This is a genomic window from Microbacterium sp. NPDC055442 (assembly GCF_053644215.1).
On record NZ_JBSHLF010000001.1, the window covers coordinates 1 to 19,938 of the forward strand.

The 19,938-nt window shown below is 68.9% G+C and carries 18 protein-coding genes and 1 tRNA gene; 3 read left to right on the plus strand and 16 right to left on the minus strand.

The features are described 5' to 3' along the window. Window positions 1-50 precede the first annotated feature (50 nt). The 4 genes from ACWIBS_RS00005 to ACWIBS_RS00020 all read right to left on the minus strand — a co-directional run bounded on the left by ACWIBS_RS00005 (window position 51) and on the right by ACWIBS_RS00020 (window position 3,746). Window positions 51-860 (minus strand): hypothetical protein, encoded by an 810-nt coding sequence (locus ACWIBS_RS00005; protein WP_376127959.1) that lies wholly within the window; start codon window positions 858-860, stop codon window positions 51-53. A gap of 271 nt (window positions 861-1,131) precedes the next feature. Further along, a tRNA-Gln gene (locus ACWIBS_RS00010) sits at window positions 1,132-1,203 on the minus strand. 72 nt (window positions 1,204-1,275) lie between these two features. After that, a complete protein-coding gene (gene gltX / locus ACWIBS_RS00015) occupies window positions 1,276-2,790 on the minus strand; it encodes a glutamate--tRNA ligase (protein WP_376127957.1) in 1,515 nt (504 codons plus the stop codon). Between the two features lie 11 nt (window positions 2,791-2,801). After that, a complete protein-coding gene (locus ACWIBS_RS00020; protein ID WP_376127964.1) occupies window positions 2,802-3,746 on the minus strand; it encodes a LysR family transcriptional regulator in 945 nt (314 codons plus the stop codon). A 101-nt stretch (window positions 3,747-3,847) separates the two neighbouring features. On the opposite strand from ACWIBS_RS00020, the gene ACWIBS_RS00025 reads away from it, so the two are divergent. Further along, on the plus strand, window positions 3,848-4,450 hold the full coding sequence (locus tag ACWIBS_RS00025; RefSeq protein ID WP_376127955.1) for a hypothetical protein: 603 nt from the start codon (window positions 3,848-3,850) through the stop codon (window positions 4,448-4,450). Between the two features lie 73 nt (window positions 4,451-4,523). Beyond that, a complete protein-coding gene (locus ACWIBS_RS00030) occupies window positions 4,524-5,573 on the plus strand; it encodes an aminotransferase class V-fold PLP-dependent enzyme (protein ID WP_376127953.1) in 1,050 nt (349 codons plus the stop codon). Here ACWIBS_RS00030 and ACWIBS_RS00035 read toward each other — a convergent pair. Genes ACWIBS_RS00035 through ACWIBS_RS00055 form a run of 5 tightly spaced genes read right to left on the minus strand, consistent with a single transcriptional unit; the run spans window position 5,570 to window position 11,327 of the window. Further along, entirely contained in the window at window positions 5,570-6,811 is a 1,242-nt protein-coding gene (locus ACWIBS_RS00035; protein WP_376127951.1) for an MFS transporter, read from the minus strand. The two genes, ACWIBS_RS00030 and ACWIBS_RS00035, sit on opposite strands and share 4 nt — an antisense overlap. Further along, window positions 6,804-7,577 carry a fumarylacetoacetate hydrolase family protein gene (locus tag ACWIBS_RS00040; RefSeq protein WP_376127949.1) on the minus strand — a complete coding sequence of 258 codons (774 nt, stop codon included), beginning with the start codon at window positions 7,575-7,577 and terminating at the stop codon, window positions 6,804-6,806. Before ACWIBS_RS00040 ends, ACWIBS_RS00035 begins: the two co-directional genes overlap by 8 nt. Before the next feature lie 3 nt (window positions 7,578-7,580). Then, complete coding sequence (locus ACWIBS_RS00045; protein WP_376127947.1) at window positions 7,581-8,687, minus strand: branched-chain amino acid aminotransferase; 1,107 nt, start codon at window positions 8,685-8,687, stop codon at window positions 7,581-7,583. 45 nt (window positions 8,688-8,732) lie between these two features. Further along, window positions 8,733-9,785 (minus strand): 3-isopropylmalate dehydrogenase, encoded by a 1,053-nt coding sequence (locus tag ACWIBS_RS00050; RefSeq protein WP_376127945.1) that lies wholly within the window; start codon window positions 9,783-9,785, stop codon window positions 8,733-8,735. 9 nt (window positions 9,786-9,794) lie between these two features. Next, the gene (locus tag ACWIBS_RS00055; protein ID WP_376127943.1) at window positions 9,795-11,327 is read right to left on the minus strand and encodes an MFS transporter; all 1,533 of its coding nucleotides are present in this window, start codon (window positions 11,325-11,327) and stop codon (window positions 9,795-9,797) included. Between the two features lie 67 nt (window positions 11,328-11,394). On the opposite strand from ACWIBS_RS00055, the gene ACWIBS_RS00060 reads away from it, so the two are divergent. Beyond that, window positions 11,395-11,940: a TetR/AcrR family transcriptional regulator gene (locus ACWIBS_RS00060; protein ID WP_454136239.1), complete on the plus strand. Its 546-nt coding sequence runs from the start codon at window positions 11,395-11,397 to the stop codon at window positions 11,938-11,940. Window positions 11,941-11,958: 18 nt separating this feature from the next. Here the strand turns inward: ACWIBS_RS00060 and serA are convergent, their stop codons facing one another. The 7 genes from serA to ilvD form a co-directional block, all read right to left on the minus strand. Beyond that, window positions 11,959-13,563: a phosphoglycerate dehydrogenase gene (gene serA / locus ACWIBS_RS00065; protein WP_376127939.1), complete on the minus strand. Its 1,605-nt coding sequence runs from the start codon at window positions 13,561-13,563 to the stop codon at window positions 11,959-11,961. Between the two features lie 123 nt (window positions 13,564-13,686). Next, a complete protein-coding gene (locus ACWIBS_RS00070) occupies window positions 13,687-14,061 on the minus strand; it encodes a bacitracin resistance protein (protein WP_376127937.1) in 375 nt (124 codons plus the stop codon). Further along, on the minus strand, window positions 14,058-14,582 hold the full coding sequence (locus tag ACWIBS_RS00075) for a DNA polymerase III subunit gamma/tau (RefSeq protein WP_376127935.1): 525 nt from the start codon (window positions 14,580-14,582) through the stop codon (window positions 14,058-14,060). Before ACWIBS_RS00075 ends, ACWIBS_RS00070 begins: the two co-directional genes overlap by 4 nt. Before the next feature lie 163 nt (window positions 14,583-14,745). Continuing rightward, on the minus strand, window positions 14,746-15,771 hold the full coding sequence (gene ilvC / locus ACWIBS_RS00080; protein ID WP_376127933.1) for a ketol-acid reductoisomerase: 1,026 nt from the start codon (window positions 15,769-15,771) through the stop codon (window positions 14,746-14,748). A gap of 89 nt (window positions 15,772-15,860) precedes the next feature. Further along, complete coding sequence (gene ilvN / locus ACWIBS_RS00085) at window positions 15,861-16,370, minus strand: acetolactate synthase small subunit (protein WP_376127931.1); 510 nt, start codon at window positions 16,368-16,370, stop codon at window positions 15,861-15,863. Between the two features lies 1 nt (window position 16,371). Beyond that, a complete protein-coding gene (locus ACWIBS_RS00090; protein ID WP_376127929.1) occupies window positions 16,372-18,174 on the minus strand; it encodes an acetolactate synthase large subunit in 1,803 nt (600 codons plus the stop codon). Between the two features lie 48 nt (window positions 18,175-18,222). Beyond that, window positions 18,223-19,929 (minus strand): dihydroxy-acid dehydratase, encoded by a 1,707-nt coding sequence (ilvD, locus tag ACWIBS_RS00095; protein ID WP_376127927.1) that lies wholly within the window; start codon window positions 19,927-19,929, stop codon window positions 18,223-18,225. Window positions 19,930-19,938 lie beyond the last annotated feature (9 nt).

Below are 19,938 nucleotides of genomic sequence, written 5' to 3' on the forward strand. Positions count from 1 at the left end.
TCGAGCAGCTCGCCCTCGCATACCCCGAACGCATCAACCCCCACCTCTAACTACCCCCGCTGATGCCCACTTACACAGAAATCTTGACAAGCCCAGACCGACTCGGCGACGTCATCGGCATCGTCGTTCACGAACCAGACCGGAACGGGCACCTCGTTGTACGGCTCCGCCACGAACCGCGGGTCGGCATGCGTATCGGTGAACCTCGGCTGCGGCGCGAAGATCTGTTCGCCGATCTCTTCGATGTCGGCGAGGTCCTCGGTGCCGATGAACACCGCACTCGCGACGAACAGCGGGTGGTTGGCGACATAGTCCTGCAGCGCCGTGCCGCCCGACCCGTATCCCGCGATGTAGTGCACACCGTGCGTCGAGTAGAAGCTCCGCGCCTCCATGACCCGCAGCGCCGCCGTGATGTACGCCGATTCCGCGGCCACGGTTCCCCACTCACCGGATTCCTGGTCGGCCTCGAGGATGAACAGTCCTTCGTTGCGTTCGTCGGCGATGTCGATCCAGCCGCTCTCGTCGAGGAACTCCTCGGTGTCCCAGCCATCCGGCACGCTCACGATGGTGAAGTACCCGCGCAGGTACATGTCTTCGGGGATGTACACCTTGCTCGTTCGCGTCTTGTCGCCGACCGTGACGTTCTCGACGTAGTACCCGGTGACCGGCAGCACGTTACCGCGCATCGTGTCGATCACCGGCGGCCGTGGCCCGGTGTACGGCGCCGGGTCGAGCGAAGACCCTGACTTGATGTCGTCGGCGACGGCGGGCATCGGCCCCGCGAACGCCATCGCCACCGCCACTCCGGCAGCGACGAGTCCGGCAGTCCGCTTACGTAGCGAATCTCGTTTCATGTTCACGTATCCCTTGCTGATCCTTGCGAGAGCAAGCGATCACGGCGCCGGATGAGCTCTGGGAAACTGATCTCGACGGCTGCCTCGGCCTCTCGCCATTGAGCACATACGACTCTGACCTTGCAGCCCGCCACCGTTCACGGCAAGCAACCGTCCCATCCAGCGAGCCGGCGACGTCGGCGTTCGATACCGGCCAGGTCGTGGGGACATCGGCACCGGCACCGGCACCGGCCGCGAAAAGCAAGAAACCCCCGGATCACCGAGGGTTTTAGTCTTGCTGGGGTACCTGGACTCGAACCAAGAACAACGGAACCAGAAACCGCCGTGTTGCCAATTACACCATACCCCACCGTGGCGCGGCAGAGCCGCGCACAAGGATCAAGTTTAGCCCGCGATCGCGCGCAGACCAAACCGGCGTGTCTCAGCCGATCTTCTGCACGAGCGCACCGAGGCGGCGGATCGATTCCGCCTTGCCGAGCAGCTCCATCGACTCGAAGAGTGGGGGCGAGACACGGCGCCCGCTGACGGCGACCCGCGGCGGACCGTAGGCGACACGGGGCTTGAGACCGAGTCCCTCGATGAGCGCCGACGACATCGCCTCCTGCACGGCCGCGGCCGTGAACTCGGCTTCGGGGATCATCTCGATCGCACCGACGGATGCCACGAGCACCTCCCCCGCGTTCGCGGGAAGTCCGCCGAGCGCGTCTTCGGCGTACTCCACCTCGTCGGTGAACAGGAAGCCCAGCATGCCGGGCACCTCGCCGAGCATCTGCACGCGCTCCTGCACGAGCGGGGAAGCTTCCGCGATGAGTGCGAGCTGGCTCGGGGTGGGCGGGTCGGCGACGACGCCGGCATCGACGAGGTACGGCACGATGCGCTCGGCGAACTCGGCGGGCTGCAGCATCCGGATGTGGTCGCCGTTGATCGACTCCGCCTTCTTCTGGTCGAAGCGGGCGGGATTCGGATTCACATCGACGATGTCGAAGGCGGCGATGAACTCGTCGAGCGAGAAGATGTCGCGATCGGGTCCGATCGACCAGCCCAGGAGCGCGAGGTAGTTGAGCAGACCCTCGTGGATGAAGCCCTTCTCGCGCTGCAGGAAGAGGTCGGCCTTGGGGTCGCGCTTGGAGAGCTTCTTCGTTCCGGTCTCGCCGAGCACGAGCGGCATGTGCCCGAACCGCGGCACGAACGTCGTGACACCGGCGTCGATGAGCGCGGAGTACAGCGCGAGCTGGCGAGCCGTCGAGGGCATGAGGTCTTCGCCGCGGATGACGTGGGTGATGCCCATGAGCGCATCGTCGACCGGGTTGGTGAACGTGTACAGCGGCTGCCCGCCGGCGCGCACGATGACGAAGTCAGGGAACGACCCCGCGGGGAAGGTCACCTCGCCGCGGATGAGGTCGACATACGTGACGTCACCCTCGGGCACGCGCAGGCGCCACGCCGGCTCGCGCCCCTCGGCGCGGAAGGCGGCCTTCTGCTCGTCGGTGAGGTGGCGGTCGAAGTTGTCGTACCCGAGCTGCTTGGCACGGCCCGCGGCCTCATTGCGCGCATCGATCTCGGCGGCGGTCGAGTAGCTCTCGTACACGGCCCCGGATGCCACGAGTCGCTGCAGCACGTCGGCGTAGATCTCGCCGCGCTCGGACTGACGGTACGGCGCATGCGGACCGCCCGTCTCGACACCCTCGTCCCAGTCGATCCGCAACCACGTGAGCGCGTCGACGAGCTGACGATAGCTCTCTTCGCTGTCGCGCTCGGCGTCCGTGTCCTCGACGCGGAACACGAGCTTGCCGCCCGTGTGGCGCGCGTAGGCCCAGTTATACAGGGCCGTGCGGATCATGCCGACGTGCGGAATACCGGTGGGAGACGGGCAGAAGCGCACGCGCACGTCGGCGCCGTCGGCCGTCGTGGTGCGGGGATCGGGTGAAGAAGACATCGTCGCCCAGTCTAGTTGCGCGCGGCCGTCGCGACCGGGCCGGTCAGCGCACGGTCGAGCGCATCGAGCGCGGCGCGGACCGACGGCACGCGAGACGCTCCGTGCGCCGTCACGACGTGGAGCGTGCGGCTCTCGCCGGGCAGCGGCACCACAGTGAGTCCCGGCAGGAGCGGGAACGCGTCCACCGCGAGACGGGGCAGCGTCGCGACGCCGATGCCCTGTGCGACGAGACCCTCGACGGCGACGACGTTGTCGGTCTCGATCGCGATGCGCGGCGTGAACCCGGCGCGCCCGCAGAGCTCGAGCAGATGGCCTCGGCACCGCGGGCATCCGGCGATCCAGGGCTCGTCCGCGAGGGACGAGACCTCGAGCGTGCCGTCACGCGCGGCGGGGTGCCCCGCCGGCAGCACGGCGACGAGATCGTCGGTGCCGACACTGCGCAACGAGAGCCCGCGGGCGCTCATCCCGTGCGGGTCGTCGCGATCGCCCGGGTAGCTGAAGGTCAGCGCGATGTCGGCGCGATTCTCGCGGACGGCGTCGACCGCTTCGGGGGGCTCGGCCTCGACGTACGTGAGCGATACTCCGGGATGCCGCGCCCCGAGGTCGGCGATGAGGCGCGGCACGATCGTGGGAGACGCCGACGGAAAGCCGACGAGCCGCACGCGGCCCGAGCGCAGGCCCCGCAGTTCGGCGAGCTCTTCGGCTGCGGCATCCAGTGCCGTCGTGACGGCGGGCGCATGACGCGCGAGGATCCGGCCCGCCTCGGTGAGGCGCACGCCCCGCCCCACGCGCTCCACGAGCGCGACCCCGAGTCGGGTCTCGAGCCGCTTGAGCAGCTGGCTGATGGCGGGCTGGCTGTAGCCGAGGCGAGCGGCAGCGGACGTGATCGATCCTTCGTCGGCGATCGACTTGACGACGCGCAGCGCGTGCACGTCGAAGTCACTGTCCCCCGTCATCGAATCGGTCACGCCAGAAGCATAAGCCGCCGTGATGCTCACACACCCCCTGCCGCAACCTCCCCGTCGGACGTAGGCTCACCCCGAGCGAGGAGGACGTCATGATCCGTCACCACAGACCGCATGCCGCGGCGCTCGGAGCGGTGCTCACCGCGGTGTTCGCCCTCGGTCTCGTCGCGTGCGCGCCCGACCCGGCGGGACCCACGCCCGCGCCGACCGATACGCGTTCGCTCTCCCCCGCGCCCGAGACACCCGTCCCGGAGCCGCCACAGCCGCCCGCGGCGAATCTGCCCACGTCGTGCGACCATGTCGGCTCGACTCAGACACGCGCCGAGACGGTCGACCCCCTCGTGCTGCAGGGTGACGGCGAGGGCTTCATCCGCCCCGTTCCCCCCGACGCCGCCCTGGTGCTCGGGTGCGATTGGTTCGGCGGCGACACCACGGGCTACCTCGTGCTCATCAGCGAAGCGGATGCCGCGGCATCCGCTTCGTACATCGCGTCCCTCGCCGCCGACGGCTGGTCCTGCGGACCCGGTGCCGGTGGTGGTGATCTGTGCAGTGTGACGACGCCGAACTCGCAGTACCCCGTCGACACGGTCGAAACGGTCTATACGCGCGGCGATGTCTGGATCTACCAGTCCGCGACGAATCTCGACGGCGCCGCCCTCCTGGCAGATCTGCAGAGTTCGATCTGGGAATCGTGACATCACGATGTGTGATGCATGTGATCCATAACCTGGTCTAGACGAATGAGTCGACGCGGCGGAGCCTGAGGACATGGACTCACTCGTCGCCGCGCGCGCCGCTTTCGACGGCGGACGCGGCTATCTCGCGGCTTGCACGGCGGGCTTGCCTCCCCGCGTCGCACGCGACGCCGTCATCGCGGACACCACCGCGGCAGCACGCGGCCACATCGACATCGCCGGGTACTGCGCCGTCGTCGAGCAGACGCGCGGGCACTTCGCGCGCCTCGTCGGCGTCGGTGCGGATCGCGTCGCGATCGGCGCGCAGGCGTCGGTGTTCGCCGGACTCATCGCGACCGCCGTGCCCGACGGCGGCGAAGTGCTCGTACCCGAGGGCGACTTCTCGTCGGTCGCGCGACCCTTCGCTCATGCGGGCCGGGGAATCCGGCTGCGCACGGCGCCGATCGAGCAGCTCGCCGAGGCGATCACCCCCTCGACATCGCTCGTCGCGTTCTCGATCGTGCAATCGGCGACAGGGATCGTTGCCGATGTCGACGCGGTCGTGGCCGCCGCCGACGCGGTCGGCGCCCGCACGTTCGCCGATGCGACGCAGGCGGTCGGGTGGCTGCCGGTCGACGCCGAACGCTACGACGCCGTCGTGTGCCACGCGTACAAATGGCTGTGCGCACCGCGCGGTGTCGCATTCCTCGCTCTGTCGCCCGGCTTCGCGCGCGAGCTCGAACCGATCTTCGCGGGCTGGTACTCCGGGGCCGACCCGTGGGCGTCGTGCTACGGCCACGAGTTCGACCTCGCACCCGACGCACGGCGCTTCGACGTGTCGCCCGCGTGGCAGGCGTTCGTCGGCGCCGAACCCGCGCTCGCGCTGTTCGCCGCGCTCGACCGCTCGGCCGCGTACGACGAGACCACCGGGCTGGCCGCCCGCTTCCGCGACGGCATGGCGCTGCCGCATCCGCCGCGCGCGAGCGCGATCGTGACGTGGGCGGATGCCGCGGGCGACGACCTTGCGGCGCTCACGGCCGCCGGCGTCACGGCCTCGGGCCGCGCGGGCCGCACCCGGGTCGCCTTCCACATCTTCAACGACGACGAGGACGTTGACCTGGCGCTGCGTGCCCTCGGGCGCTAGTCGCGCGCCGTCACGAAGCGGCCTGCCGGGGCCAGCACGAGGACGGCGATGACGGCGATCCCCGCGACGAGCGCGAGTCCGCCGTAGCCGATGCCGCCGAGCACGATGCCGGCGAGGATCGCTCCGGCGGCCCCGACGAGGCTCATCGCGAAGTCGCTCAGCCCCTGGCGCCGTGTGCGGCGGTCTTCGGAGCTCGCTTCGGTCAGCAGCGTCGACCCCGCGACGGTCGATGCGCTCCAGCCGAGTCCGAGCAGCACGAGGCCGACCGTGACGGCGGCCGTCGAGTCCTGGCCGAACGACGCTGTGAGCAGCGCCGCGACCAGAAGGGCCTGGCCGACGAGGATCGTGGGCACACGGCCGATCCGGTCGGCCAGGATCCCGAAGACGGGTGCGAGCGCGTACATGCCGGCGATGTGCAGGCTGATCGTCATGCCGATCACGACGAGGTCGGCACCGTGGTGCAGGAGATGCACGGGCGTCATCGCCATGACCGACACCATGACGCCGTGGGATGCCGCGATCGCGAAGATCGCGAAGCGCGCGACGCGCGCGCGATCCGGCTTCGCGATGCCCGCGCCGATGCTCGTCGCACGATCGGCGACGACCCGCTGCGCGAGCAGGAGCGGGTCGGGGCGCAGCACGAGCAGGTACAGCACGATCGCCAGGCCCTGCCCCGCGACGGTGAAGAGATACGGACCCGTCAGCGCGGGCATGCCGATGAGCGACCCGAGTGCCTCTCCGGGCCCGGTCAGGTTCGGGCCGAGAACAGCGCCGATCGTCGTCGCCCACACGACGATCGACAGATCGCGCCCACGGGTGCGATCTGTCGCGAGGTCGACGGCGGCGAAGCGCGACTGGAGATTGGCCGCCTGTCCGCCGCCGATGAGCAGGAACCCGGCAAGCAGGAACGGGAACGATCCGGCGCCGACCGCGGCGATGACCATTGCGACACCGACCAGAGCCACCAGCATCCCGATCGCAAGCGAGATGCGGCGGCCGAAACGGCGCGCGAACGCGGCGAGCGGCACGGCGACGACCGCCGTGCCGAACGTGACGGCCGCTGTGGCAAGACCCGAGAGCGACTCGTCACCGGATACCTCCGCGGCCAATACGGCGCCGAGCGAGATGGTCGCCCCGAAAGCGATCCCGCCGAGGATCTGGCCGAGCGAGAGCACCCAGACGGAGCGTCGCTGGACGCGGGCGACGTCGTGCTCGAGGAGCGACGACGTGTCAGGCATCCGCGGCGCGCACGGCGTTTCGCAGGATCCCCAGCCCCGTGATGTCCACCTCGACGATGTCGCCCGGAGCGAGCGGGCCCACCCCTGCGGGGGTCCCGGTCAGGATCACGTCGCCCGGCAGCAGCGTGAAGGCCGCCGATGCATAGGCGATGACATCCGCGAGCGGGAAGATCATGTCGCTGAGCGGCGCCTGCTGCTTGACGTCGCCGTTGACCCGCGTCGTGAGCACGGCGTCGCCCGTCAGGTCGAACTCGGTTTCGATCGCGGGACCGAGCGGGCAGAAGGTGTCGAAGCCCTTCGCCCGCGCCCACTGCCCGTCGGTCTGCTGGAGGTCGCGAGCGGTGACGTCGTTGGCGATCGTGTATCCGAAGACGTGCTCGAGCGCGCGCTCGGCCGGCACGTTCTTCGCGACGCGCCCGATGACGGCCGCGAGCTCGCCCTCGAAGTCGACGCGCTCGGACTGCGGCGGGGTGACGATCGCGTCACCGGGACCGATGACGGCCGTGTTCGGCTTGAAGAACAGCAGCGGAGCGGTCGGCACCTCGTTGCCCATCTCGGCAGCGTGGTCCTGGTAGTTGCGGCCCACGCACACGATCTTCGAGCGCGGGATGACGGGCGCGAGCAGCGCGACATCGGCGAGGGGCACGCGTTCGCCCGTGGTGTCAAGGCCCGCGAACATCGGGTCACCCGCGAGCACGACGAGGTCGGCTTCGTCGACGATCCCGTACCGGATGGTCTCGTCGTGCCTGAATCGCGCGATCCGCACGGCTCAGCCGTCCAGCCGGGTGAGCCAGCCGTGCGGGTCTTCGCGTCGGCCGTACTGGATGTCGGTGAGCTCTTCGCGCAGCGACATGGCCAGCTCGCCGCGCGGCTGCACGTCTTCGAAGTCCCGACCCTTGAGCACACCGATCGGGGTGACGACAGCGGCGGTGCCGCACGCGAACACCTCGACGATGTCTCCGGATGCCACACCCTCACGCCACTCGGCGAATGCCATCGGCCGGGCCTCGACCGTGTGGCCGCGGTCGGCGGCGAGCTGCAGGATCGAGTCGCGCGTGATGCCCTCGAGGATCGAGTCGGACTGCGGGGTGACCACGCGCCCGTCTTTGTAGACGAAGACGACGTTCATTCCGCCGAGCTCTTCGACGTTGCGGTCCTGATCGAGGAACACGACCTGGTCGCACCCGTTCTCGTGCGCCTCGGACTGCGGCAGGAGCGACGCGGCGTAGTTGCCGCCGGTCTTGGCCGCGCCGGTTCCGCCGCGTCCGGCGCGCGCGTAGTCCTCACTGAGCCAGATCGAGACCGGCTGCACCCCGCCCTTGAAGTACGCGCCGGCCGGCGACGCGATGAGGTAATAGGCCACCTTATGGGCGGGACGCACGCCGAGGAACGCCTCTTTGGCGAACATGAACGGGCGCAGATAGAGGCTCTGGTCGGCGCCCGAGGGCACCCAGTCGCCGTCGACCGCGACGAGTTCGCGGATCGACTGCAGGAAGTACTCGACGGGCAGTTCGGGCAGTGCGAGGCGCCGCGCCGAGCGCTGCATCCGCAGGGCGTTCTGCTCGGGCCGGAACGTGTGCACGGAGCCGTCGGCGTGACGATAGGCCTTGATGCCCTCGAAGATCTCCTGCCCGTAGTGCAGGACGGCGGCGGCGGGATCGAGCGCGATCGGACCGTACGGCTGCACGCGCGGGCGGTGCCACCCGCCCCCGACCGACCAGCAGATATCGACCATGTGATCCGTGAAGTTCGTGCCGAACCCGGGATTGGCGAGGATCTCTGCGCGTTGCTGCGGCGTCTTCGCCGCGAGGTTCTTGGTGACGGCGAACTCGAGCGGATCGAGGCCGGCGTCGGTGTCTGAATCGATGAGGGTCATGTCACGTCCTGGCTGGTGGGTGGCGACGCGGTGTGCGGTTACAGATTACGCCTGCAGGCGTGCTGCGATCGCGTCGCCGATCTGAGATGTCGTGCGGGTCTGGCCGCCGCGGTCGGCGATGTCGGCTTCGACGGCGCGGGTGACGCGAACGGCCTCGTCCTGCTGTCCGAGGTGGTCGAGGAGCAGGGCGATCGACAGGATCGCGGCCGTGGGATCGGCCTGCTGCCGACCCGCGATGTCCGGCGCCGAACCGTGAACGGGCTCGAACATCGAGGGGAACGTGCCGTCGGGGTTGATGTTGCCCGAAGCGGCGAGGCCGATGCCACCGGTGACGGCGCCGGCCAGGTCCGTGAGGATGTCACCGAAGAGGTTGTCGGTGACGATCACGTCGAAGCGGCCCGGGTTCGTGACCAGGAAGATGGTTGCCGCATCGACGTGCAGGTAATCTACCGCGACGTCCGGGTGCTCGGATGCCACGGCGTCGACGATCCGCTTCCAGATTCCGCCCGCGTGCACGAGGACATTCGTCTTGTGCACGAGCGTGAGCTTCTTGCGCCGACGCTCGGCCAGGTCGAACGCGTAGCGGACCACGCGCTCGACGCCGAACGCCGTGTTGACGGATGTCTCATTCGCGACTTCCTGCGGCGTCCCGCGGCGGATCGACCCGCCGTTGCCGACGTACGGTCCCTCCGTGCCCTCTCGAACCACGACGAAGTCGATGTCGCCGGGCGCGGCGAGCGGTCCCGGCACCCCGGGGTAGAGCTTCGAGGGGCGCAGGTTGACGTAATGGTCCAGCTCGAAGCGCAGCTTGAGAAGGAGTCCACGCTCGATGTTCGCGTCCTTCAGCCGCGGGTCGCCGGGAACTCCCCCGACGGCGCCGAGCAGGATCGCGTCGTGACCGGCGATCGCCGAGAGGTCGTCGTCGGTGAGGGTGTCGCCCGTCTCGAGGTAGCGATCGGCACCGAGAGAGAACCTCGTCTTGTCGAAGCGGAGGTCGGTGCCCGCCGTTGCGGCATCCAGCACCTTCTCGGCCTCGGCGATCACTTCGGGGCCGATCCCGTCACCGGGGATGACGGCCAGCTTCACGACTCGCGACATTGTTTCAGCCTAGCGCCGGCGGCCCAGCGTCCCGGCAGCGATGACGGCCGCCAGGACGACGAGTCCCGCGCCGATCAGGGCCGTGACGACGACGCCCGCGTCGAAGGCGTGGGCAGCCGCGTCACGCAGCGCCTGGCCTGCCGCGCTCTCGAGGCCGTCCGCGACGTGCACGGCACCCGCGAGGGTCTCTCGCGCCGCGTTCTGGGCGGCAGCCGACAGCCCCTCGGGCAGAACGAGACTCACCCGGTACAGCGCCGTCAGGATGCCACCGAGCACGGCCGTACCCAGCACGGCCCCGAGTTCGTAGGCCGTCTCGGAGACGGCGCTCGCCGCTCCCGCCTTCGCGGGCGGCGCGCTGGCGAGGACGAGTTCGTTCGAGATCGTCTCGGCCGCACCGATGCCGATCCCGAGGGCGACGAACGCGCCCACGAGCAGCCCGAGGCTGTCGGGCCCCGTCGCGAACGCGACGATGACATAGCCGAGCACCGAGAACGAGAGCGCAGAGGGCACGACGATGTGCGCGGGATATCGCTTCGCGATCGGCACGACCAGCAGTCCCGCCGCGATCATGGCGGCAAGCCCGGGGACGAGCGCGAAGCCGGCCATCATCGGGCTCAGTCCGACGATGAGCTGCAGGTGCTGCGCGACGAAGAAGAGGAATCCGACGAGACCAACGACGCTCAGCAGGTTCACCAGGAGCGCACCGCTGAAGGTGGGGTTGCGGAACAGCCCCATGTCGAGCATCGGCGTCTCGGAGCGCAGCTGACGGCGCACGAAGAGCCAGCCGAAGACGATCCCCGCCAGGAACAGCAGCGGGGCGAGACTGAGCGGCCCGTACACCGCGAGCTCCTTGATCGCGTAGACGATCGGGATCATGGTGGCCAGCGACAGCACGATGCTCACGGGGTCGATCCGACCGGGCTTCGGGTCGCGGCTCTCGGGCACGAGCAACGGGGCGAGGACGAGCAGCGGCACGAGCACGGGAACGGCCATGAGGAACACCGAGCCCCACCCGAAGTGCTCGAGCAGGATGCCGCCGACGATCGGCCCGAGAGCCGATCCGGCCGAGAACATCGACGCCCATATCGCGATCGCGATGCGCCGCTGGTCGCGGTCGGTGAAGATCGTGCGCAGCAGCGACAGCGTCGAGGGCATCAGCATCGCACCGAACACGCCCATCCCCGCCCGCGCGGCGATGAGGAGCGCCGCCGACGGAGCGAAGGCGGCCAGCGCCGAGACGGCGGCGAACCCGGTGGCACCGAGCAGCAGCATCCGTCGTCGTCCGAACCGGTCGCCGAGGGTGCCCATCGTGACGAGGAGGCCCGCGAGCACGAGGGGATACGCGTCGATGATCCACAGCTGCTGCGCGCTCGAGGGCTCGAGATCGAGGGCGATGGCGGGCAGCGCGAAGCTCAGCACCGTGTTGTCGACCGACACGAGCAGCACGGGGAGCATGAGCACGACCAGGGCTGCCCAGCCACGCCAGCCGACACGCTGCTGGTGTTCCGCGCGAATCGCGGCCGTGATGGGGCCCGTTGTCATGAGGATGCCTTTCTAAACCGTCCAGACGGTATAGTAACAGGATGCCGACCGTGTCCGAGGCTCGCGCGTGAGCCGGCCTCCCCTCGCCCGTGAGAAGGTGCTCGACGCCTTCGAATCGCTGCTGATCGACGACGGCGAGCGTGCCGCGACGATGGATGCCACGGCTCGCGCCGCCGGTGTCTCCAAGGGCGGCCTGCTCTATCACTTCGCATCGAAGGATGCTCTCGAGCAGGGCGTGCTCGAACGCCTACGGCTGCTCGTTGCCGAAGATGTCGCCGCGATCCTCGAGGCACCCGAGGGCCCCGTCGCGTACTTCCTACGCTCATCGATTCTCGAAAGCACGCCGCTGGACCGGGCGATCGTGGCATCCGCCCGTCTCGCTCAGGGTGGCAATGCCGCCGCCGGTGACGCGCTGCGCGACATCCGTGAGCAGTGGGCGGACGCGATCCGGCCGTATGCGCCGGACAGCGCAGCTCTCGACCTCGTGATGCTCGTGAGCGACGGGCTCTACTTCAACACCGTGCTCGCGGGCGGTTCCCTCCCCGGCCCGACGCCTCAGGGCGCCGAGCTCGACGCACTGGTCGCCCTCGTCGAACGCGCGATCCGCCTCTGAGACGACCGGCTCGCGCCGTCAGGACTCGGTGATCTCGATCTGACGGAAGAGGTCGGCCTCGATGGCTGCGCTCACCTCGTCGAGCAGGTCGTCGGGCGCGGGAGAGTCGACCGTGAGCACCGAGAGCGCCTGTCCGCCGGCCTCACGACGCGCGATCTGCATGCCGGCGATGTTGATGCCCGCCTCGCCGAACTTCTGCCCGTAGACGGCGACGATGCCGGGGCGATCCTGATAGACCATGACGACGTGGTTGCGCTCGATCGGCAGCTCGATCGCGTAGCCGTTGATCCCGACGATCTTCTCGATCTGCTTCGTGCCGGTCAGCGTGCCCGACACCGACAGCTGCGAGCCGTCCGCGAGCGCGCCGCGCAGCGTGATGATGTTGCGGTACTCGGGACTGTCGTCGTCGACGAGCAGACGCACCTCGACGCCGCGCTGCTCTGCCAGCAGCGGCGCGTTGACGTACGACACCGTCTCGCTGACGATGTTCGTGAAGAGCCCCTTGAGCGCGGCGAGCTTGAGCACGCTGACGTCGTAGGCGCTGAGTTCACCGTGCACCTCGACGTCGAACGACGTGAGCGGAGAGTGCGCGAGCGCGGCGAAGATCTGGCCGAGCTTCTCGACGAGCGGGATACCGGGCCGAACGTACGGGTCGATGATGCCGCCCGCGACGTTGACGGCGTCGGGCACGAGCTCGCCGCCGAGCGCGAGACGCACCGAGCGCGCGACCGAGACGCCGGCCTTCTCCTGCGCCTCGGCGGTCGAGGCGCCCAGGTGCGGAGTGACCACGACGTTGGGCAGGTCGAGCAGCATCCGCGCGGGGCCGCCCTCGACGGGAGGCTCGGTCGAGAACACGTCGAGACCCGCGCCGGCGATCTCACCCGTCGTGAGGGCCTTGAACAGCGCCTCCTCGTCGATGAGCCCGCCGCGGGCGACGTTGACGACGTACGCGGTCGGCTTCATGCGGCGCATCTGCTCGATGCCGATCATGCCCGTCGTCTCGGGCGTCTTGGGCATGTGGATCGTGAGGAAGTCGCTCTGCTCGAGCAGTTCGTCGAGCGTGACCAGCTGAACGCCGAGGTGCTGCGCCCGCGCGCTCGTGACGTAGGGGTCGTACGCGACGACGCGCATGTCGAACGCCTGCAGCCGAGCCGCGATGAGAGCGCCGATCCGGCCGAGGCCCACGATGCCGACGGTCTTCTCGAACAGCTCGGTGCCCGTGTAGGCGCTGCGCTTCCACTCCCCCTGCGCGAGGGAGGCGTGCGCCGCCGGGATGCGCCGGGCGAGCGAGAGGATGTGGCCGATCGTCAGCTCGGCGGCCGAGATGATGTTCGACGTGGGGGCGTTGACCACCATGACGCCCGCGGTCGTCGACGCCTTGATGTCGACGTTGTCGAGCCCGACGCCGGCACGGGCGACCACCTTGAGCACGGGAGCGGCTTCAAGCGCCTCGGCGTCGATCTTCGTCGCTGAGCGGACGAGCACGGCGTTCGCGTCGGCGAGTGCGGCCAGCAGCGCGGGGCGGTCCGTCCCGTCGACGTGCCGCACCTCGAAGTCGGGGCCGAGCGCGTCGATCGTGGCGGGTGAGAGTTGTTCGGCGATGAGAACGACAGGCTTCGTCACGGTGGATCCTTCGGGTGCTGTGCGACGGCAGATCAGACGGATGCCACGCCGCACGCCATTGGGACGAGGCTGGCGCCCAGCCTAGCGCGCCGCGGGAGCCGTCTCCGACCGTGTGACGCCCGGTCAGCCGACCAGCGACGTTGTGTTGAGCGTCGTGTAAGCGATGACGTTGAGCCAGAACACTGCGACCAGCGCGAGGCCGGTGAGCATGACGAGCAGCAGCTCGTGCGGCCGTCGGCGCCATCCGATCGCGAACGCCGCGCCCCACGCAAGAAGCGGGAAGACGGCGGCGAAGATCCACACGAACCAGCCGAGCGCGTTCAGCGTGAATCCGCCTTGGCCGTAGAAGGAGAGCGTTTCGACCAGGTTTCCGATCGCGTTCCACACGGCGTAGGCATAGAACAGGCCGAGCACGCCCGCAACGGTCGCGATGAGCCAAACCGGCATCGCACGCGGGGCGAAGGCCGTCGCCGAGGCGTTCGTTGTGCTGTCGCTCATTGGCCTACCGCCCCGATCATGATGAAGGGCCACGGCATGAGGAGGGCGGCACCACCGACAAGCCATGCGAACCGCACCCATGGCCGCGAGCGTCTGGCCAAGACCAGCGTCGTGCTGATCCAAAGCAGCGGCGCGAGCACGGCGAGCCAGAGGCTCCCCTGGTACATGAAGTCGGTCACGAGGAACGGGCGCCGCCCTTGCAGGCGGAGTCCGCCGATGACCCAGCCGATCGTGTAGAGCAGATAAATCCCGCCGAGCACTCCGAGACCGAGCAGCGCCGCGTTGCCGGCTTGCGCCGGAGCAGCCTCGATGAGGGCGGGCTCTTCGGTGTCAAGGGCATCGCTGCCTGCGCCGACGGCACGATACCCGTCCGGCAGCGCGGGGTATCCGCGCGGCTCGGTGGTCGAGGGGACGACTGTGCCGGGCTCGGAGAGCGAGTCAGCGCCCCGTCCTCCCCCGTCATCGAGCGTCGGATCGTCGTCGCCCCAGGAGAGCGCGTCGTCTTCACGTCCGGATGTCACGCTGTTCAGCGTACTCGTCGCCCCGCGGACATGAAGGAGCCCGACTCCTTGTGAGGGTCGGGCTCCTTCCCATACGTCAGCGCGGCGCTAACGTGCCGCGCTGCCCTGATCTCGATACGCGCCTGCGGCGCTACTCGACCCCGGCACCTCTGTCAGCGCAGCTCTAGCGTGCCGCGCTGCCCTCGGTGTAACCCTCGTCCTGCTGCTTCCAGGCGAACAGCGAGCGCAGCTCGCGGCCGACGGACTCGATGGGGTGCGACGCCGCCTTCTCGCGCAGTTCGATGAATTCCTTCGCGCCGTTGTCCTGATCGTCGATGAAGCGCTTCGCGAACGCTCCCGACTGCACGTCGGCGAGCACGGCCTGCATGTTCTCCTTGACGGTCGCATCGATGACGCGCGGCCCCGAGACGTAGTCGCCGTACTCGGCGGTGTCCGAGACCGACCAGCGCTGCTTGGCGATGCCGCCCTCCCACATGAGGTCGACGATGAGCTTGAGCTCGTGCAGCACCTCGAAGTAGGCGATCTCGGGCTGGTAGCCCGCCTCGGTGAGCGTCTCGAAGCCGTACTGGACGAGCTGCGACACGCCACCGCAGAGCACAGCCTGCTCGCCGAACAGGTCGGTCTCGGTCTCTTCCGTGAAGGTCGTCTTGATGACGCCCGCGCGGGCGCCGCCGATCGCCATGGCGTACGACAGCGCGGTCGCCCACGCCGAGCCCGACGCGTCGCGCTCGACGGCGATGATGTCCGGGATGCCGCGACCGGCGACGTACTCGCGACGCACCGTGTGGCCCGGCGCCTTGGGCGCGACGAGGATGACGTCGACGCCTTCGGGCGCGTCGATGTAGCCGAAGCGGATGTTGAAGCCGTGGGCGAAGGCGAGCGTCTTGCCGGCCGCCAGGTTGGGCTTGATGTGGTCGTTGTAGATGCCGCGCTGGTGCTGGTCCGGCGCGAGGATCATGATGAGGTCGGCCCAGGCCGTCGCGTCTGCGACGTTCTTGACCTCGAAGCCCTCGTCGGAGGCCTTCTCGATCGACTTCGAGCCGTCCTTGAGCGCGATGACGACCTCGACGCCCGAGTCGCGCAGGTTGAGCGCGTGGGCGTGACCCTGCGAGCCGTAGCCGACGATCGCGACCTTCTTGCTCTGGATGATCGAGAGGTCGGCGTCGGCGTCGTAGAAGATCTCAGCCATGGTGTTTCTCCTTTTGCTTCGGTCCCCGAGCTGGTCGAGGGGTCGTGACCGGTCCTTCGACGAGCTCAGGAGCCGGAATGTGCGTATGGTCAGCTGCGCAGGACGCGCTCGGTGATGCTCTTGCCGCCGCGGCCGATCGCGAGCAGCCCCGACTGCGCGAGCTCCTTGATGCCGAACGGCTCGAGAGCGCGCAGGAAGGCGTCGACCTTGCCCTTGTCGCCCGTGACCTCGACGACGAGCGCATCGGAGGCGTAGTCCACGACCTGCGCTCGGAAGAGGTTGACGACCTCGAGCACGTTCGAGCGGCTCTGATTGTCGGCGCGCACCTTGATCAGCATGTGTTCGCGCTGCACCGACGACGCGTACTCGAGCTCCACGATCTTGATGACGTTGACGAGCTTGTTGAGCTGCTTCGTGACCTGTTCGAGCGGCAGCCGATCGACGTCGACGACGACCGTGATGCGCGACAGTCCCGGCACCTCGGTCACGCCCACGGCGAGCGACTCGATGTTGAACCCGCGACGCGCGAAGAGCCCCGCGACGCGGGTGAGCAGACCGGGCTTGTTCTCGACGAGAAGGCTCAGAACGTGCGTGGGCATCTCAGGCCTCCTCATCGAACGACGGCGAGTGGTCCCGCGCGTACTGGACGTAGCTGTTGCTGACTCCCTGCGGCACCATGGGCCACACCATCGCGTCGGCGCTCACCACGAAGTCGATGACGACGGGGCGGTCGTTCGTCTCGAGCGCGGTCTGGATCGCGGCATCCACGTCTTCTTCCTTCTCGACGCGGATCGCGAGACAGCCGTACGCCTCGGCGAGCTTCACGAAGTCGGGGATGCGCACGGTGCCGTGCCCCGTGTTGAGGTTCGTGTGCGAATAGCGGCCGTCGTAGAACAGCGTCTGCCACTGGCGCACCATGCCCAGTGAGGAGTTGTTGATGATGGCGACCTTGATCGGGATGTTGTTGATCGCGCAGGTCGCGAGCTCCTGATTGGTCATCTGGAAACAGCCGTCGCCGTCGATCGCCCACACGTGACGATCGGGCTGGGCGACCTTCGCGCCCATCGCCGCCGGTACCGAGTAGCCCATCGTGCCGGCGCCGCCGGAGTTGAGCCACGCGTTGGGGCGCTCGTACTTGATGAACTGCGCGGCCCACATCTGGTGCTGTCCGACGCCGGCGGCGTAGACGCCCTCGGGTCCGGTCAGCTCGCCGATGCGCGAGATGACGTACTGCGGTGAGAGCAGACCGTCGGTGGTCGGCGCATAGCCGAGCGGGAACTCGTCCCTCAGGCCGTCGAGGTACGCCCACCAATCGGCGAAGTCGGGCGTGGTCCCCTCGATGGCGCCGCGGAAGGCGGCGTCGAGGTCGACGAGCACGTCGCGCACGTCACCCACGATCGGCACGTCGGCGGTGCGGATCTTCGAGATCTCGGCGGGGTCGATGTCGACGTGCACGACCTTCGCGTTCGGTGCGAACAGCGCCGCCTTGCCCGTCACGCGGTCGTCGAACCGCGCGCCGAGCGAGATGAGGAGGTCGGACTCCTGCAGCGCGAGCACGGCGGGCACCGTACCGTGCATGCCCGGCATGCCGAGGTGCTGCGGGTGCGAATCGGGGAAGGCGCCGCGAGCCATGAGCGTCGTCACGACGGGCACGCCGGTGGTCTCGGCGAGAGCGAGCAGTTCGGCCGCCGCCTGCGCCCTGATGACGCCGCCGCCGACGTAGAAGACGGGCTTCTTCGCCTCGGCGAGCAGCTGCGCGGCCGCCTGGATCTGCTTGCCGTGCGCCTTGGTGACGGGCCGGTAGCCGGGCAGGTCGACCCTCGGCGGCCACTCGAACGGTGCCTCGGCCTGCTGCGCGTCCTTCGTGATGTCCACGAGGACGGGACCGGGCCGGCCCGTCGAGGCGATCTCGAAGGCGGCGGCGATCGCGCCGGGGATCTCGGCGGCATCCTTCACGAGGAAGGAGTGCTTCGTGATCGGCATCGTGATGCCGACGATGTCGGCCTCCTGGAACGCGTCGGTCCCCATCAGGTTCGAGAACACCTGGCCGGTGATGCACACGATCGGCACCGAATCCATGTAGGCGTCGGCGATCGCGGTCACGAGGTTCGTCGCACCGGGGCCCGAGGTCGCGATCGCGACGCCGACGCGTCCGGACGCTGAGGCGTACCCCTCGGCGGCGTGTCCGGCGCCCTGTTCGTGACGCACGAGGATGTGCCGGATCTCGGAGGTGTCCATGAGCGGGTCGTAGACCGGCAGGATCGCTCCTCCGGGCAGACCGAAGACGTCTGTGACGCCGAGCATCTCGAGCGATCGGACGACGGCCTGCGCTCCGGTGAGCACGGGCGCCGAAGCGGTACGGGCGGGCGGCCGGGGAACGGCCTGTGCGGATTCGGCGGGCATGTGTGATGGTCCTCGCAGAGATCGGATCGGAATGCGGATGCCGCGGGCTCAGCCGGTCGTCGCGCCCTCAGCTGCGGAGCGCACGAGTCGGGAGTACTTGGCAAGGACGCCACGGGTATAGCGCGGAGGAAGCGGCTCCCAGCCGGAGCGGCGGGAGGCGAGCTCTGCATCGTCGACGAGTAGGTCGAGAGTGCGAGCCGCGATATCGACCCGTATCAGATCACCATCGCGCACGAAGGCGATCGGACCTGCGTCGACCGCTTCGGGTGCTATGTGGCCGATGCACAGGCCGGTTGTGCCGCCTGAGAATCTGCCGTCCGTCAAGAGTAGTACATCTTTTCCGAGCCCCGCGCCCTTGATGGCCGCGGTGATCGCGAGCATCTCGCGCATGCCGGGGCCGCCCTTCGGACCCTCGTAGCGGATGACCACGACGTCGCCCTTGTCGATCTCGCCGGCCTCGAGCGCATCCATCGCGGCGCGCTCGCGCTCGAACACGCGCGCGGGACCCTCGAAGACCGCGGCGTCGAAGCCGGCGGTCTTGACGACGGCGCCCTCGGGCGCGAAGGATCCGTGCAGGACCGTGATGCCGCCCGTGGCGTGGATGGGGTTGTCGAAGGAGTGGATGACGTCGCCGTCGACGGGATCCGGGTCGAGGTCGCGCAGGTTCTCGGCGAGCGTCTTGCCGGTCACCGTGAGCGCGTCGCCGTGCAGCAGTCCCTCGTCGAGCATCGCCTTCATGACGACGGGGATGCCGCCCTGCCGGTCGACGTCGTTCATGACGTACTGGCCGAACGGCTTCAGGTCGCCGATGTGCGGCACCTTGTCGCCGATGCGGTTGAAGTCGTGCAGGTTCAGATCGACCTCGGCTTCGCGGGCGATCGCGAGCAGGTGCAGGACGACGTTGGTGGAGCCGCCGAGCGCCATCGCGAGGGCGACCGCGTTCTCGAAGGCCTCCTTCGTGAGGATGTCCCGGGTCGTGATCCCCAGGCGCAGCAGGTTCACCACAGCCTCACCCGAACGGTGCGCGAACACGTCGCGGCGGCGATCCGACGAGGGCGGGGCGGCGGAGCCGGGCAGAGAGAGCCCGAGCGCCTCGCCGACCGAGGCCATCGTGTTGGCGGTGTACATGCCGCCGCACGCACCCTCACCGGGGGCGAACGCGCACTCGATGCGCTTGAGGTCTGCTTCGCTCATGCGCCCCGCGAGGCACGCGCCGACTCCCTCGAAGGAGTCGATGATCGTGATCTCCTTCTCGGTGCCGTCCGACAGCTTGACCCAGCCGGGCGCGATCGAGCCCGCGTAGAGGAAGACGCTCGACAGGTCCAGGCGCGCCGAGGCCATCAGCATGCCGGGGATGGACTTGTCGCATCCCGCCAGCAGAACGGAGCCGTCGAGGCGCTCGGCCATCATGACGGTCTCGACGGAGTCGGCGATGACTTCGCGCGAGACGAGCGAGAAGTGCATGCCCTCGTGGCCCATCGAGATGCCGTCCGAGACCGAGATCGTGCCGAACTGCAGCGGGTAGCCACCGCCGGCGTGCACGCCTTCTTTCGCGCCCTGAGCGAGGCGGTCCAGGCTCAGGTTGCAGGGCGTGATCTCGTTCCAGCTCGACGCGATGCCGATCTGGGGCTTGTCCCAGTCGTCGTCGCCCATGCCGACGCCGCGGAGCATTCCGCGCGACGTCGTGGCTTCGATTCCGTCCGTGACGACACGGCTGCGAGGTTTGATGTCGATGTCAGTGCGAGACTCGGGCATCCCCTGAGT